11 protein-coding genes are annotated in these 14,544 nt (G+C 75.7%); 7 read left to right on the top strand and 4 right to left on the bottom strand.

Translation table 11 applies throughout. The features are described from left to right. Positions 1 to 90: 90 nt before the first annotated feature. Positions 91 to 1,332 (top strand): SLC13 family permease, encoded by a 1,242-nt coding sequence (locus VM636_RS28640; protein ID WP_234340462.1) that lies wholly within the window; start codon positions 91 to 93, stop codon positions 1,330 to 1,332. A 35-nt stretch (positions 1,333 to 1,367) separates the two neighbouring features. Here VM636_RS28640 and VM636_RS28635 read toward each other — a convergent pair whose 3' ends face one another. Next, positions 1,368 to 1,688: a hypothetical protein gene (locus tag VM636_RS28635; RefSeq protein ID WP_053914282.1), complete on the bottom strand. Its 321-nt coding sequence runs from the start codon at positions 1,686 to 1,688 to the stop codon at positions 1,368 to 1,370. Positions 1,689 to 1,820: 132 nt separating this feature from the next. On the opposite strand from VM636_RS28635, the gene VM636_RS28630 reads away from it, so the two are divergent. Next, positions 1,821 to 2,687 carry a fructosamine kinase family protein gene (locus VM636_RS28630; protein WP_338486002.1) on the top strand — a complete coding sequence of 289 codons (867 nt, stop codon included), beginning with the start codon at positions 1,821 to 1,823 and terminating at the stop codon, positions 2,685 to 2,687. Positions 2,688 to 2,723: 36 nt separating this feature from the next. Here the strand turns inward: VM636_RS28630 and VM636_RS28625 are convergent, their stop codons facing one another. Next, positions 2,724 to 4,382, bottom strand: coding sequence for a catalase (locus tag VM636_RS28625; protein ID WP_338486000.1), 1,659 nt, complete (start codon positions 4,380 to 4,382; stop codon positions 2,724 to 2,726). A gap of 285 nt (positions 4,383 to 4,667) precedes the next feature. Here VM636_RS28625 and VM636_RS28620 point away from each other — a divergent pair, with 285 nt between their 5' ends. Continuing rightward, the gene (locus tag VM636_RS28620) at positions 4,668 to 5,708 is read left to right on the top strand and encodes an NAD(P)-dependent alcohol dehydrogenase (protein WP_030419266.1); all 1,041 of its coding nucleotides are present in this window, start codon (positions 4,668 to 4,670) and stop codon (positions 5,706 to 5,708) included. A 184-nt stretch (positions 5,709 to 5,892) separates the two neighbouring features. On the opposite strand, the gene VM636_RS28615 is transcribed toward VM636_RS28620, so the two are convergent. Beyond that, positions 5,893 to 7,419 carry a helix-turn-helix domain-containing protein gene (locus VM636_RS28615; protein ID WP_338485997.1) on the bottom strand — a complete coding sequence of 509 codons (1,527 nt, stop codon included), beginning with the start codon at positions 7,417 to 7,419 and terminating at the stop codon, positions 5,893 to 5,895. Positions 7,420 to 7,580: 161 nt separating this feature from the next. On the opposite strand from VM636_RS28615, the gene VM636_RS28610 reads away from it, so the two are divergent. The 4 genes from VM636_RS28610 (at position 7,581) to VM636_RS28595 (ending at position 11,860) form a co-directional block, all read left to right on the top strand. Beyond that, positions 7,581 to 8,201: an L-threonylcarbamoyladenylate synthase gene (locus VM636_RS28610; RefSeq protein ID WP_030419264.1), complete on the top strand. Its 621-nt coding sequence runs from the start codon at positions 7,581 to 7,583 to the stop codon at positions 8,199 to 8,201. A gap of 122 nt (positions 8,202 to 8,323) precedes the next feature. Beyond that, entirely contained in the window at positions 8,324 to 9,079 is a 756-nt protein-coding gene (locus VM636_RS28605; RefSeq protein ID WP_030419263.1) for a dienelactone hydrolase family protein, read from the top strand. 107 nt (positions 9,080 to 9,186) lie between these two features. Then, the gene (locus VM636_RS28600) at positions 9,187 to 10,701 is read left to right on the top strand and encodes a metallophosphoesterase (RefSeq protein ID WP_053914373.1); all 1,515 of its coding nucleotides are present in this window, start codon (positions 9,187 to 9,189) and stop codon (positions 10,699 to 10,701) included. Positions 10,702 to 11,029: 328 nt separating this feature from the next. Beyond that, positions 11,030 to 11,860, top strand: a complete 831-nt coding sequence (locus VM636_RS28595) for an aldo/keto reductase (RefSeq protein WP_030419261.1) — start codon at positions 11,030 to 11,032, stop codon at positions 11,858 to 11,860. Between the two features lie 48 nt (positions 11,861 to 11,908). On the opposite strand, the gene VM636_RS28590 is transcribed toward VM636_RS28595, so the two are convergent. Further along, the gene (locus VM636_RS28590; protein WP_030419260.1) at positions 11,909 to 14,260 is read right to left on the bottom strand and encodes a SpoIIE family protein phosphatase; all 2,352 of its coding nucleotides are present in this window, start codon (positions 14,258 to 14,260) and stop codon (positions 11,909 to 11,911) included. Between the last annotated feature and the right edge of the window lie 284 nt (positions 14,261 to 14,544).

Here is a 14,544-nt window from a genome sequence, read left to right as displayed (position 1 = left end):
CCTGGGGCCTGACGATCACCGGGTGGGTGCCCGGGTCGCCGGCGGGGAGGAGAAGCCCTGAGTACCGCCCTCGTCTCCGAGGCCGTCCCCGTGGCGCTGCTGCTGGGGGTGCTGGCCTTCGCCGTGCTGCGCCCGCGCGGTCTGCCGGAGGCCACGGCCGCCGTGCCCGCCGCCGCGTTGGTGGTGCTGCTCGGCGTGGTCACGCCTCGGGAGGCGTGGGAGCAGACGCGGACGCTGCTGCCGGTCGTCGGCTTCCTCGCGCTGGTGCTGATGCTGGCGCACCTGTGCGCGCGGGAGGGGCTCTTCGAGGCGGCCGGCGCCGTGGTGGCCCGCCGGTGCGGCGGCAGCCCGCGGCATCTGCTCGGCGGGGTGTTCGTGGTGGCCTGCGCGGTGACGGCGGTGCTCAGTCTGGACGCCACCGCCGTCCTGCTGACCCCGGTGGTGCTCGCCACCGCGGCCCGCGCCGGCGCCGTGGCCCGGCCGCACGTGTACGCCACCGCCCACCTGGCGAACTCGGCCTCCCTGCTGCTGCCGGTCTCCAACCTGACGAACCTGCTGGCGTTCACGGCCAGCGGCCTGAGCTTCACCCGGTTCGCGGCGCTGATGGCGCTGCCCTGGCTGGTGGCGATCGCCGTCGAGTACGCCGTCTTCCGCCGCTTCTTCCGCGCCGACCTGGACACGCCGGTCTCCGGGCCGGCCGCGGCGTCCGGCGTGGGACCGCCGCCCGGCGTGGCGCGGTTCCCGCTGGTGGTGCTCGCGCTGACGCTGGCCGGGTTCGCGGTGGTCTCGGCGGCCGGGCTGTCGCCCGCCTGGGCGGCGCTGGCGGGGGTGCTGGTGCTCGGCGGGCGGGCGCTGTCCCGGCGCCATGTCACGCCCCGGGAACTGGTGGGGGCCGCGGCGCCGCTGTTCTGCCTGTTCGTGCTCGCGCTCGGCGTCGTGGTGCGGGGCGTGATGGGCGGCGGGCTGGGCACGCTGCTGCGGTACCTGCTGCCGGACGGGGAGTCGGTGCCGGCCCTGCTCGGGATCGCGGTGGTCGCCGCGGTGCTGGCCAACGTCATCAACAACCTGCCCGCCGTGCTGGCGCTGCTCCCCCTGGCCGCGCCCGCCGGGGCGGGCCCCGTCCTCGCGGTGCTGATCGGCGTGAACCTGGGCCCCAACCTGACCTACGTCGGCTCGCTGGCGACCCTGCTGTGGCGGCGCATCCTGCACCGGCACGGCGTCGAGGCGGAGCTGGGCCGCTTCACCCGGCTCGGCCTGCTGACCGTACCGGCCACGCTCGTGGCCTCCACCCTCGCCCTGTGGGCGTCCCTGCGGCTGTTCGGCAGCACCTGACGTGCCGTGGCCCCGCGCCGGTCAGCGGCCCGTGGTCACCAGGCGCTCGGGGTGTAGGCGGGGCGGCGAACCGCCTCGGCGGCGTCGCGCAGGTGCAGGGCCACGCCGATGAGGGCGCGCAAGGCGGAAGGACGCAGGCTCTGGGCGCTTTCGGCGGCCAGGACGAGGAGGCAGCCGGCGGCCTGCTCGACGAGGGGCACCGCGAAGGTGTGGTCGCCGTCGGCGCCGCGGAAGGCCCGCCAGGGGGCGGCGGCGCCGTCGATGGCCTTGTGGACCGCGTGTTCGAGGTAGTCCGCGGCCTGTTCGCAGACCGAGGCGGGCAGCGTGATGCTGCGGGGGAACGAGGAACTGGTCATGTCCCCACTGGTCCCCCGTCGGCGGGGCTTCCAGGGCGTGCGGGGTGTTTTTCACCGGGTCGGCGGCGGGCGGCCCGGCCACGGGGCGAAGAGCCCGGCGGGACGTCACGGACACGGCCTACGCTGACCGGCATGACGCCCCCCGCCTCTCCCTCGGCCGCCGCGGCCCGCTTCACCGGCCGCGCGGTGACCGGTGAACGCCGCCTGTCGGACGCGCTCGCCGAGGTCGCCCTCGACGACGGGCGCACGGTGATGGCCAAACGCGGGGACGGCCCCGGCGCGGTGCGGGCCGAGGCGGCGGGCCTGCGCTGGCTGGCCGGCGCCGGGGCGGTCCCCGTGCCGGCGGTGCACGGCGAGGACGGGTGGTGGCTGGTGACCGGCCGGGTCGCACAGGGGCCGCCGGACGCGCGGGCGGCGGCGCGGTTCGGGCGGGAGCTGGCTGTCCTGCACGCCGCCGGGGCACCGGCGTTCGGCGCCGCGCCGCCCGGCGGCCCCGAGGACGCCCGGATCGGGCTCGCGCCGATGCGCAACGTGCCGGGGAACGACTGGCCCGGCTGGTACGCCGAGCACCGGGTGCTGCCGTACCTGCGCGCGGCGGTCGACGCGGGCGCCGTGGACGCCGCCGGAGCGGCCGACGTCGAGCGGGTCTGCGCGCGCCTGCCGGAGCTGGCCGGGCCCGCGGAACCGCCGGCCCGGCTCCACGGGGACCTGTGGAACGGCAACGTGCTGTGGGGCGCCGACGGGCGGGTGTGGCTGATCGACCCGGCGGCGCACGGCGGGCACCGGGAGACGGACCTGGCGATGCTGCGCCTGTTCGGCTGCCCGCACCTGGACCGGATCACGGACGCCTACGCGGAGGCGGCGCCGCTCGCCGACGGCTGGCGCGGCCGGGTCGGCGTGCACCAGCTCTTCCCGCTGCTGGTGCACACCGTGCTCTTCGGCGGAGGGTACGCCGGGCAGGCCGTCGCGGCGGCCCGGTCCGCCCTCGCCGCCGGGTGACCCGCGTCCGGGCGGGGCGAGGGGGACCGGTGCGCGTCAGCGGGTGACGACGTGCCGCTTGTCGGGGACGCAGTGCGTCATCGTCAGGCCCTCGACGTCGCGCGGCGGGTTCTTGCCGAGCCTGGCAAGCCGCTCGCGGTCCTCGTCGGTGAGGTCCTGTCCGGCCAGCGGCTCCAGACCCGCCACGTCCTCGGGCGAGATGCCGAGGCCCTCGCCGACCCGCAGGCCGAGGTCGTTCTCGACGAGCAGGAAGTGCCACACCATGCGCTCCTGGACGGGCCGGTCGCACTGGGAGAGCAGGTCGGTGAAGTTGGCGACGAGGTCGTCGCGCTCCCACTGCTCCATCAGGAGGTAGCGCTGTCCGGCCTGCTGGTAGTCGTTGGCGCGCGGGATGCGCTTGCGGGTGAGCCGGCCGCGGATCTCGGGGCCCTGCTCGTCGTGGGTCGGGTACTGCGCCTCGCGCAGGCCGCCGGTGATCGACGGCTCGTAGTTGACGCTCGGGTTCCCCTGGGCGCCGTCCACGTGGTAGGTCATCTGGCCGTCGCGCTGGTTGGTGCGGACCTGCGCGTGTTTGGCCTGGTTGACGGGGAGCTGGAGGTAGTTGGGGCCGACCCGGTGGCGCTGGGTGTCGCTGTAGGAGAAGGTCCGGCCGACGAGCATCTTGTCGTCGGAGAAGTCCAGTCCGTCGACGAGGACGCCGGTGCCGAAGGAGATCTGCTCGTTCTCCGCGAAGTAGTTCTCCGGCATCCGGTTCAGCACCATGCGGCCGACCGGCTTCGGCGGGAAGTCCTGCTCCGGCCAGGTCTTGGTGTCGTCCAGCGGGTCGAAGTCCAGTTCGGGGTGCTCGCCGTCCTCCATCATCTGGACGAGCAGTTCCCACTCCGGGTACTCGCCGCGCGCGACGGCCTCGTAGAGGTCCTTGGTGGCGTGGCCGAGGGACTGGGCCTGGACGTTGGCCGCGTCCTCCTCGGTCATGCTGTGCACGCCCTGCTTGGGCATCCAGTGGTACTTGACCAGGACGGTCTTGCCCTCGGCGTCGACCCATTTGTAGGTGTTGACGCCGAAGCCCTGCATGTGCCGGTAGTCGGCGGGGATGCCGCGCGGGCTGAAGAGGTTGACGAGCATGTGCATCGACTCGGGGGTCTGCGACATGAAGTCGAAGATGCGCCGGGGCTGCTGCTCGAAGGTGACCGGGTCCGGCTTGAGGGCGTGGATGACGTCCGGGAACTTGATCGCGTCCCGGATGAAGAAGACGCCGAGGTTGTTGCCGACGAGGTCCCAGTTGCCGTCCTCGGTGTAGAACTTGACGGCGAAGCCCCGCGGGTCGCGGGCGGTCTCGGCGGAGTCCCTGCCGCCGATGACGGTGGAGAAGCGGACGGCGACGTCGGTGCGCTTGCCCCGTTCCTGGAACAGCCGGGCCCGGGTGTACCGTGCGACCGGCTCGTCTCCCCAGGCGCCGTACGCCTCGAAGTAGCCGTAGGCGGTGACACCGCGGGCGTGCACGACGCGCTCGGGGATGCGCTCCCGGTCGAAGTGGCTGATCTTCTCCAGGAACTGGTAGTTCTCCAGCGTGGCGGGGCCGCGGGCGCCGACCGTGCGCTGGTTCTGGTTGTCGTAGACGGGGTGCCCCTGCCGGTTGGTGAGCACCTCACGGTCGTCGCCCGGGGCGGGGCCCCGGCTCGATACGTCCGTCATGGTCGTGGGCTCCTTCGACTCGTGGCCGTCCTCGGGCCGTCCTGAGCTGCGAGGCGGCCGTCGGCCGCGCACGCCGGCGGGCCGGGTACCCAGAGTGAGCCGCCCGTCACCTACCGGTTTGCCCGCATTTCAACACGGGCTCCGGGCCGGCGCCACGGGGGTCGGCCCGGTGGCGGCCCCCCGGGCGGGGGCCGGCGCGGCCCGGGGGGCGCGGCGGTCGGGTTCGGCGCCGGGCGGGTACCCGGGCCCGGACAGCGGACCGGACCGCCGGCGAAGGAGCACGCCATGAAGGCACTGCAGTACCGCACCGTCGGAGCGCCGCCCGAGGTGGTGACCGTGCCCGATCCGGAGCCCGGCCCCGGCCAGGTGCTGGTGAGGGTCACCGCGGCCGGCGCCTGCCACTCCGACATCGCGGTGATGGGCCGGCCCGCGGAGGGCTTCCCGTACGAGCTGCCCCTCACCCTCGGTCACGAGGGGGTCGGCACCGTGGCGGCGCTGGGCGCCGGGGCGGGCGGCGTCGCGAAGGGCGAGGCGGTCGCCGTCTACGGCCCGTGGGGCTGCGGCACCTGCGCGAAGTGCGCCCAGGGCAAGGAGAACTACTGCCTGCGCGCCGACGAGCTGGGCATCCGCCCGCCGGGACTGGGGCGGCCGGGGGCGATGGCCGAGTACCTGCTCGTCGACGACGCCCGGCACCTGGTCCCCCTGGACGGCCTCGACCCGGTCGCCGCGGCGCCGCTGACGGACGCGGGGCTGACCCCGTACCACGCGGTCAAGCACTCGCTGCCCAAGCTGGTGCCGGGGTCGACGGCGGTGGTCATCGGCGCCGGCGGACTCGGTCACGTCGCCGTCCAGTTGCTGCGGGCCCTCAGCCCGGCGCGGGTCGTCGCCCTCGACGTCAGCGAGGAGAAGCTGCGGCTGGCCCGGGAGGTGGGCGCGCACGAGGCACTGTCGTCCGACGCCCGGGCCGCGGACGCGGTGGTGGAGCTGACCGGCGGCCGGGGCGCCGAGGCCGTCCTCGACTTCGTGGGCGCCGAACCGACCGTGCGGATCGCGGGCGCCGTCGCCGCCGTGGAGGCCGACGTCACCCTGGTCGGCATCGGCGGGGCCGGACTGCCGGTCGGCTTCGGGATGCTGCCCTTCGAGGTGTCGGTCAGCGCGCCGTACTGGGGCAGCCGGGAGGAGCTGATCGAGGTGCTGGCGCTGGCCCGCTCGGGCGCGGTGTCGGTGCACACCGAGACGTACGCGCTGGACGACGCCCCGCTCGCCTACGAGCGGCTGCGCGAGGGCAAGGTCGGCGGGCGCGCGGTGGTCCTGCCCGGCGGCTGAAGGGAGCGGCCGGGTCTCCCGGCCGGTCCCGGACCGGCCGGGTCTCCCGGCCGGTCCGGGAGACCCGGCCGAGGGGGGCGCGACCGGTCCCCCGTTCCGGTCGTGCCCCCGCGGCTCGTCGAACCTACGCGTCCGCGCCCGGCGTTGTGAACCGTGTCGGTGCCCGCTGCGCACCGCCCAGGACTCAGCCGTGCACAGGTGAGTCCGGATGGGCCGGTTTCGTCCCGTGCAGCGGGGGCGGGTCGAGGTCGCCGAGGGCCAGGTGGGCGAGGACGACCTCGTACAGGTCGCTGCCGCCCGCGAGGAGCCGGCGCTCCAGGACGGGTTCCGCGCTGCGCACGTGCTCGCGGACGGTCTGGGCGTGGACGCCGAGCCGTCGCGCGGCCCGTTCGGCGTTGCCGCCCGCGGCGATCCAGGCGCGCAGGGTGCGCCGGGGGTTGCGGGTGTCGTGCTCCAGCCGTCCGAGCAGGTCGGCGGCCCAGGTGCGCAGCGCAGGCCCGGTGAGCAGGTCGGTGAGCCCGGTGCCGGCGGCCGGGCGCCGGGGCGCGGGGCGGTCGGCGAGGCCGGCGTGCGCGTTCAGCGCGAGGTGGACGGTGGCGCGCACGGTCAGGTCGGCGAAGTCGGTGCGCAGCAGTCCCTCGACGCGGTCCATGCGGGCGCGGACGGTGTTGCGGCTGACGCCGAGGATCTTCGCCGTGCTGACGGCGGTGAACTCCAGGCCGAGCCGGGTGGTGGCGAGGAGTTCGGCGCGGGTGTGGTGGGCGAGCGCGTCGAGGGGGTCCAGCACCCGGTCCGTCCACAGGCGCAGCGCCTCGGGGTCCATGAGGCGTTCGGGGCGGGTCCGCTGCGCGTACACGGCGGTCCGCCCGGGGCGGTACCGGGCCACGGCCAGCGCGCTCACGGCCTGCCCGTAGGCGGTGGCGGTGCGGGCGAGGCTCTGCCGGGCGCTGCCGCCGAGCCGGCAGCCGGGCATGCGGCCGACCAGGGCGCGCAGGGCCTCTCCGGCGTCCTCGCGCGGGGTCAGCGCGATCACGTGGCCGTCCATGGCGGGGCAGCGGACGACGAGGGCGCGTTCGCCGGTCGCCGCCAGGCACTCCTCGGCCAGGCGGTCGCGGATCTCGGGCCGCGACTCGGCGACGTAGACGCGGGCCGTGTCGGTGTCCAGGAGCCCCGGCCAGAGGCCGGCGGCCACGCGGCGGGCGGAGACGGTGTCCTCGACCATGAGCAGTTGCAGGATGGCCAGGCGCAGGTCGGCGGTGGCCCGGCGCAGCCGGTGTCCGGCGGCGGTCGACTCGTGGCCGGCCAGGAGGAGTTCCAGCACCTGCGCGGTGCGCGTGACGATGTCGGAGGCCCGCCGGTCGAAGGGGGTCTCGCGGATCACGGCGAGGGCGGCGGCGGGCGCGGGGCGGGCCCGTTCGACGCGGACCAGGCGCACGTGCCGGCCGCGGTCCTCGCAGGCGGCGGAGGCGATGCGGCCGGCGGCGATGTCGGCGACCAGGTCCTCGTCCAGGGCGAGGCCGCTGCCCGCCAGCAGCCGGCCGGTGCCGTCGCGCAGGGAGACGGCCGCGGACACGGTGGCCGCGAGCCAGGCCAGGAGCCGGCCGACGTCGCGCGCGGCGGGGCGCAGGTGTTCGAGGAGTTCCTCGGCCCATCCCGGGGGTGCGCCCGCCCTTGTCCCCCGGTGTCCCGTTCCGTCCGCTCGGCCCGCCACGTCGGCCTTCTCCTCGCCCTCGCCTTTCCTCCAGGTCGGGGACGTTACCTCATGAAGGATGCCGCGTCGGGGGCGCCCGCGGGGGCGGCCCCGGCGGAGGGGGTGCCCGGCGCGGCACCCGCCTGCGCGGTCCGGCCCTCCGGGCGGCATAAGCTCGGTGAATGGCGAAGTACTTCGACGTGCACCCCGACAACCCCCAGCCGCGCAGCATCGCCCAGGTCGCCGACAGCGTCCGCCGGGACGCGCTGATCGCGTATCCCACGGACTCCTGTTACGCGCTGGGCTGCCGGCTCGGCAGCCGCGACGGCATCGAGCGCATCCGCTCGATCCGGCACCTGGACGACCGGCACCACTTCACGCTGGTGTGCCAGGACTTCGCGCAGCTCGGCCGGTTCGTACGGATCGACAACGACGTGTTCCGGGCGATCAAGGCGTCGACACCCGGCAGTTACACCTTCATCCTGCCCGCGACGCGGGAGGTGCCCCGCATGCTCCAGCACCCGAAGAAGAAGACGGTCGGCGTGCGCATCCCGGACCACGTGGTCACCCAGGCGATCCTGACGGAACTGGGCGAGCCGCTGCTGTCGAGCACACTGCTCCTGCCCGGCGAGGAGGAGCCGATGACCCAGGGATGGGAGATCAAGGACCGGCTCGACCACGTGGTGGACGCGGTGATCGACTCCGGGGACTGCGGCACCGAGCCGACCACGGTGGTGGACTTCTCGGACGGCGAGGCGGAGATCGTCCGCAGGGGCGCGGGCGATCCGGCCCGGTTCGAGTGAGCGCCGGCCCGTCCGCCGCCGCCCGCCCCGGGCGGCCGTGAGGGCCTTTTCGCACCGCCCCGGCACCCCGCGGTGCCGTGCGCCCGCCGCGCGACCGACGACACAGAGAGGCAGGGCCCGCCATGACCGAGGTGCGGGGAACCACCGTCGACATCCCGACCGGGGACGGCACCGCCGACGCCCATCTGGCGCATCCGGCGGACGGGGAACCGCGCCCGGCGGTACTGGTCTACACGGACGCCTTCGGGGTGCGCCCCGGGTCGCGGGCCATGGCGGACCGGCTGGCCGCCGCCGGGTACACGGTCCTGGTGCCGAACGTGTTCCACCGGCACGGGCGGGCGCCGGTCGTGGACCTGCCGGAGTTCATCGACGCCTCGGCGCGGCCGGCCCTCTTCGACCGCCTCGGGCCGGTCATGCGGTCGCTCACGCCCGAGCGGGCGATGCGGGACGCCGGCGCCTGGCTGCGGTGGCTGGCGGACTGCCCGCAGGCGGCCGGCGGACCGGTGGCGGTGACCGGCTACTGCATGGGCGCGGGGATCGCCCTGCGCACCGCGGGCACCTACCCGGACCGGGTCGCCGCGGTGGCCGGGTTCCACGGCGGGCGGCTGGCGACCGAGGGTCCGCGAAGTCCGCACCTGGTGGCAGGGAACATCACCGCCGAGGCGTACTTCGGCCACGCCGACCACGACGCCTCGCTGCCTCCCGAGCAGCAGGAGCGGCTGGAGGCGGCGCTCACCGGGGCGGGCGTCCGGCACCGCTGCGAGGTGTACCGGGGCGCGTTGCACGGCTACACGCAGGCGGACACCGAGGCGTACGACGCGAAGGCGGCGGAGCGGCACTGGGAGGCACTGTTCGACCTGCTGGAGCGGACCTTCTGACGAGCGGTCGAGTCTCTGCCGGCCTGCCCCAATTGACCCCTACCGCACGGTGGTTGACGTAGCGGGGCACCAACGGGCGGTGATCCGCGGGTTGTTACCGTGGTGTGGTGTCCGACTCCTCACGTGATACCGCCGCGGGTGCCGGCTGGGGCGCGGCCGAGCCCGGCTCCTACCGGAGCCTGATGCCCGGCCGGGTGCGGAAGCTGTCCTGGCTGGACCCCCGGGTCCTGTGGGCCGCGCGCAACGGCGTCCTCGCCGCCTGGCTGGGCGACCCCACCGGCCGCACCCGCGCCCGGTGGGTGGAGCGGGCGGCGGCCCGGGGAGCCCCGGCCGACAAGGTGATCCGGCGGGACGACCCGGACCGCTTCTCCTTCCTGGTCGTCGGCGACACCGGGGAGGGCGGCGAGTCCCAGTACGCCGTGGTGCCGGGGCTGCTGACCGCCGGGCGGGACACCCGCTTCGCCGTCATCGCCAGCGACGTCATCTACCCGGTGGGCAGCGCCGACGACTACGGCACCAAGTTCTTCCGCCCCTACCGGGACTATCCGGCGCCCGTCTACGCCATACCCGGCAACCACGACTGGTACGAGGACCTCGGCGGCTTCATGCGGGTCTTCTGCGGCGAGGAGGAGGCGTCCCTGCCGCCCGAGCCCGTACCGCGCCGCCTCGTGAGGGCCCGGCTGCGGTCCCTGCTGTGGCACCGGCCGCGCCCGGACGACGGCAGGCACCTGGCGCGGGACCGCCGGCTGCGCTCCGCCCCCGGGCAGCGGGCCGTCCAGCCGGGTCCGTACTGGGCGATCGACGCCGGGCCGGTGCGCGTCGTCGGCATCGACACCGGGCTGCTCGGCACCGTCGACGCCGCCCAGGGCGCGTGGCTGCGCGAGGTGTCCCGGGGGCCGCGCCCGAAGATCCTCGTCACCGGGTCCCCGCTCTACGTGGACGGCGAGCACCGTCCCTGCCCGATCGAGGGCGGCGGCACCGTCGACGACATCGTCCGCGACCCCCGCCACCACTACGTCGCGGCGATCGGCGGCGACATCCACAACTACCAGCGCTACCCGGTCGACGTGGACGGCCGCACCGTCCAGTACGTCGTCGCGGGCGGCGGCGGGGCGTTCATGCACGCCACCCACACCATCCCCCGCGTGGCGGTGGCCGGGGTGAGCGAGCGGGAGTTCCGCTGCTACCCGCTGCGCGGCGACTCGCTCGCCTTCTACAGCGCCCTGTACGGGCGGCGGCTGCGGCTGCGGCGGCTGCTCACCCTGACGGAGGCCGAGGCGACGGCCGTGATCGCCGAGCGGCTGGACATCCGGCCGGGCCGGGCCGCCGGCACCGCCCGGGTCACCCGGCGCGCCCGGTTCGTCGCCGCGCTGCTGGGCACCGGGCGCCGGGCGGAGCGGCCCCGGCGGGTCAGGCTGCCGGTGCGCGCGACGTACGCGCGGCTCTTCTCGCCCGGTTCGGTGACGTACTCCCCGCCGTTCTTCAAGTCCTTCCTGCGCCTCGACGTCTCCCCGGACGCGGTCCGGCTGCGCTGCCACGCCGCCACCGGCAACCTCGCCCAGGAGACCGACCCGCCCGTCGAGGACGAGGTGACGATCCCGCTGCCCCGGGCCGCCGCCTGACCGGGTGCCGGGCCGCTCCCACCGGCGGCCCGGCGCACCGCCGGTGGGGACTTCGCGGGGTGCCGTCGGCGCCTCCCGCCGGCAGGCCACACCCGGTGCGTGACGCGCGGAGCGCGGGAGCGGGCGCCCCCGGCGGGGGCGAGGTGGAGGGTGGGCCGGCTGCCGCCCCGGAAGGCCACGCTGCCCGGCTCCCGGCGCTCTCCGGCACGCCCGGCGGTGACGCCGGCGCCTTCAGGACCCGGGGCGGGCGGACGCCGTCCGGCTGGTCGCGCGCCGGGGTGTCCGGGAGGCTGGAGGGAGGTCACCGCCCGGTCGAGGAGGTCCCATCGTGATCAGCATCCCGGCGTATCCGCTCAACGACGGCACGGCGCTGCCCGCCCTCGGGCTGGGCACCTGGCCGATGACGGACGACGAGGCCGAGCGCGCGGTCCGCGAGGCCCTGCGGTCGGGGTACCGCCTGATCGACACGGCCGCGAACTACCGCAACGAGAGGGGCGTCGGCCGCGGCCTGGCCGGGGCCGGGGTGGACCGGGAGGAGCTCGTGGTCACCACCAAACTCCCCGGCCGCGACCACGGCTACGAGGAGACCCTCGCCTCCTTCGAGGCGTCCCGCGCCCGGCTCGGCCTGGACCGCGTCGACCTGTACCTCATCCACTGGCCGCTGCCCCGCGTCGACCGGTACGTGGACTCCTGGAGGGCCATGATCAGGCTCCGCGAGGAGGGGCTCGTCCGGTCGATCGGCGTCTCCAACTTCACGGCCGCGCACATCGAACGGCTGGAGCGGGAGACCGGCGTCCGGCCGGCCGTCAACCAGATCGAACTGCACCCCTTCCTCCCCCAGGACGAGCTGCGCGCCTTCCACGAACGCGAGGGCGTCCGCACCGAGAGCTGGAGCCCGCTGGGCCGCGGCAGCGACCTGCTGGACGACCCGGCCGTGGCCCGCGTCGCCGCGGCACACGGCGTGTCCCCGGCCCGGGCGGTGCTGCGCTGGCACGTCCAGCTCGGCACGGTGCCCATCCCCAAGTCGGCCGATCCGGCACGGCAGCGGGACAACCTCGACGTCTTCGGGTTCACCCTGGACGACGCCGAGATGCGCGCCCTGTCCGACCGGGCGCCCCGGCGCATGGGCGGGGACCCCGAGGTGCACGAGGAGTTCTGAACGGGTGCCCGGCGCGGGCCGGCGGGAAGGAGCCGGGCGGGCCCGGGGTCACTCCCCGGAGGGCTCGCCCGGGGGCAGCGGCTGCTCGGCCCAGATGGTCTTGCCGCAGTCGGTCTGGCGGCTGCCCCAGCGCTGGGTGAGCTGGGCGACCAGCAGCAGTCCCCGGCCGCCCTCGTCGAAGGCGTGCGCCCGGCGCAGGTGCGGTGAGGTGGAACTCCCGTCGGAGACCTCGCAGATCAGGGTGCGGTCGCGGATCAGCCGGAGCTGGATGGGCGGCTCGCCGTAGCGGATGGCGTTGGTGACGAGTTCGCTGACGACGAGTTCGGTGATGAACGCCGTCTCGCCCAGCCCCCAGGCGGTCAGTTGCCGGATGACGGCCTGCCGGATCTCGGCCACCTGTTCCGGGTCGGCCGGCACGTCCCAGGTGGCGACCTGGCCGGCGCCGAGCGCGCGGGTGCGGGCCAGCAGGAGGGCGACGTCGTCGCCGCGCGCCTCGGGCATCACCGCCTTGAGCACGCTGTCGCACAGGGCGTCCAGCGAGGCGGCGGGCGCGGTCAGGGCCCGGCACAGCTCCGCCGTGGTCTGGTCCAGGTCGCGGTCGCGGTCCTCGACGAGCCCGTCGGTGTACAGGGCGAGGACGGAGCCCTCGGGCAGTTCGGCCTCGCTCGCCTCGAAGGGCAGGCCGCCCACGCCGAGTGGCGGGCCGGCGGTCACCGGGAGCAGCCGGGCGGTGCCGTCGGGCAGGACCAGGGCCGGGGCCGGGTGGCCGGCGGAGGCCAGGGTGAGGCGGCGGGAGACGGGGTCGTAGACCGCGTACAGGCAGGTGGCGCCGAGTTCGGCGACCTCGCCGGTGTCGTCGCCGGCGCCGAGGTGGGTGACGAGGTCGTCGAGGTGGGTGAGGAGTTCGTCGGGGGGCAGGTCGACGTCGGCGAGGGTGCGGACGGCGGTGCACAGGCGGCCCATGGTCGCCGAGGAGGGGATGCCGTGGCCGACCACGTCGCCGACGACGAGGGCGACCCGGCTGCCGGAGAGCGGGATGACGTCGAACCAGTCGCCGCCGACGCCGGCCGCCGACACCGAGGGCAGGTAGCGGTGGGCCACCTCGACCGCGGCCTGTCCGGGCATGCCCGTGGGGAGGAGGCTGTGCTGGAGGGCGAGGGCGGTGGTGCGTTCCCGGGCGAAGCGGCGGGCGTTGTCGATGCAGACGGCGGCGCGGCTGGCCAGTTCCTCGGCGAACACCACGTCGTCGGGTCCGTACGCGTCGGGGTGTTCGGCGCGTACGGTCACGACCACGCCGAGCGTGATGCCCCGGGCCCGCAGCGGCACGGCCAGCATGGAGTGGGCCCGCGCGCGGAAGGAACGGCCCTGCGGGGAGCGGGCGTCGCGTTCGGCGACCCAGCGGACGAAGTCCGGCTCGTCCGCCCGTCCGAGGTACGCCCTGCCCTCCCGCATCGACCGGACGAGCGGCGAGGGGGCCGGGTGCACCTCCACCCGGCCCAGGCGCACGGACGCCTCCGGGGTGCCCTCCGTGGTGGAGCCGTGGGCGACCCGGCGCAGCGGGATCTCCTCGCCGAGCGGTGCCGGCGCGTCCTGGGTCTCCAGCACCCATTCCATGAGGTCGATGCTGGCGAAGTCCGCGAACCGGGGGACGACGACCCCGACCAGTTCCTCGGCGGTGCGCACCAGGTCGAGCGTGGTGCCGATGGCCGCGGCGGACTCGTTGAGCAGGGCCAGCCGCTCGCGCGCCCAGTAGTACTCGCTGCTGTCGAAGGCGGCCAGGGCGGTGCCCAGCACCTCTCCGGCGTCGTCCCGCACCGCCCACATCTCCGTGACCCAGGCGTGGTCCTCGCGGGTGAAGGAGGCGGAGACGCTCTCGTAGCGCTGCGGGCGGCCGGTCTCGGCCACCTCGCGCAGGTGCTCCATGAAGTCGTCGGCCTGCGCGGGGTCGGCGAGGGCCTCCGGCAGGTGCCGGCCGACCAGCTCGGCCTCCGGGATGCCGAGGACGCCGGTGGCCGTACCGTTGAGGCGCACGAAGCGCTGGCGGGTGTCGAGGATGCTCAGGGACACGGCGGCCTGCTGGAAGGCCCGCTCGACCAGCGAGGGCTCGCCCTCGCCGGGTGGTTCCGCGGTGACGACGTACCCCGCGGGTGCCCCGCCGGGGCCGGTCAGGCGGCCGGCGCGCAGCCGGAGCGCGACGACGCCGCCGTCACGGCAGCGCACCATGGCGGTGCCCGTCAGCGCGGACAACGCTCCGGCCGGCGGTTCCTGGGCCAGAAGCTCCCGGGCGTCCCGTCCCACGGCCTCCTCGGCCGGATAGCCGGTCAGCCGCCGGGCGCCCTCACTCCATCCCGTCACCATGCCGTCGGCACTCAGGGTCGCCGCAGCGGAGACGTGCTCCATAGCGTCCAGGATTGACCCATTGCCGCCGGGTTTCAACCGCGGCGGTGCGCGCGGAGGGCGTCGGGGGCCCGACCGGCGGGCACGGACCCGCGTGTGGGGTCCTCGACCCGGTCGCCGGCGGCCGTGCGCCCTCCGACGGTCCGGGCGTCGCCGACGACCCCACCGCGCTCGCCGTGCCGAAGGCCGTGGCGCCGGAGCCCGGGGACACCCCTGCCGACCAGGTGGACGTACCGCGCCTTCGTCCGCACCGACCCGGCGGACATGCGGTCGGCGGCGCGGCGCCC

Origin of the sequence: Streptomyces sp. SCSIO 75703 (genome assembly GCF_036607905.1) — a bacterium.
Taxonomy (GTDB): domain Bacteria; phylum Actinomycetota; class Actinomycetes; order Streptomycetales; family Streptomycetaceae; genus Streptomyces.
The sequence above is the reverse complement of the archived record's forward strand: the minus strand, read 5'-3'. Positions and strand labels throughout refer to the sequence as shown.

Bases quoted from the DNA above. Each gene is read 5' to 3' on its own strand.
- VM636_RS28635 (WP_053914282.1), bottom strand. From the start codon at position 1,688: ATGACCAGTTCCTCGTTCCCCCGCAGCATCACGCTGCCCGCCTCGGTC.
- VM636_RS28630 (WP_338486002.1), top strand. From the start codon at position 1,821: ATGACGCCCCCCGCCTCTCCCTCGGCCGCCGCGGCCCGCTTCACCGGC.
- VM636_RS28625 (WP_338486000.1), bottom strand. From the start codon at position 4,382: ATGACGGACGTATCGAGCCGGGGCCCCGCCCCGGGCGACGACCGTGAG.
- VM636_RS28620 (WP_030419266.1), top strand. From the start codon at position 4,668: ATGAAGGCACTGCAGTACCGCACCGTCGGAGCGCCGCCCGAGGTGGTG.
- VM636_RS28610 (WP_030419264.1), top strand. From the start codon at position 7,581: ATGGCGAAGTACTTCGACGTGCACCCCGACAACCCCCAGCCGCGCAGC.
- VM636_RS28605 (WP_030419263.1), top strand. From the start codon at position 8,324: ATGACCGAGGTGCGGGGAACCACCGTCGACATCCCGACCGGGGACGGC.
- VM636_RS28590 (WP_030419260.1), bottom strand. From the start codon at position 14,260: ATGGAGCACGTCTCCGCTGCGGCGACCCTGAGTGCCGACGGCATGGTG.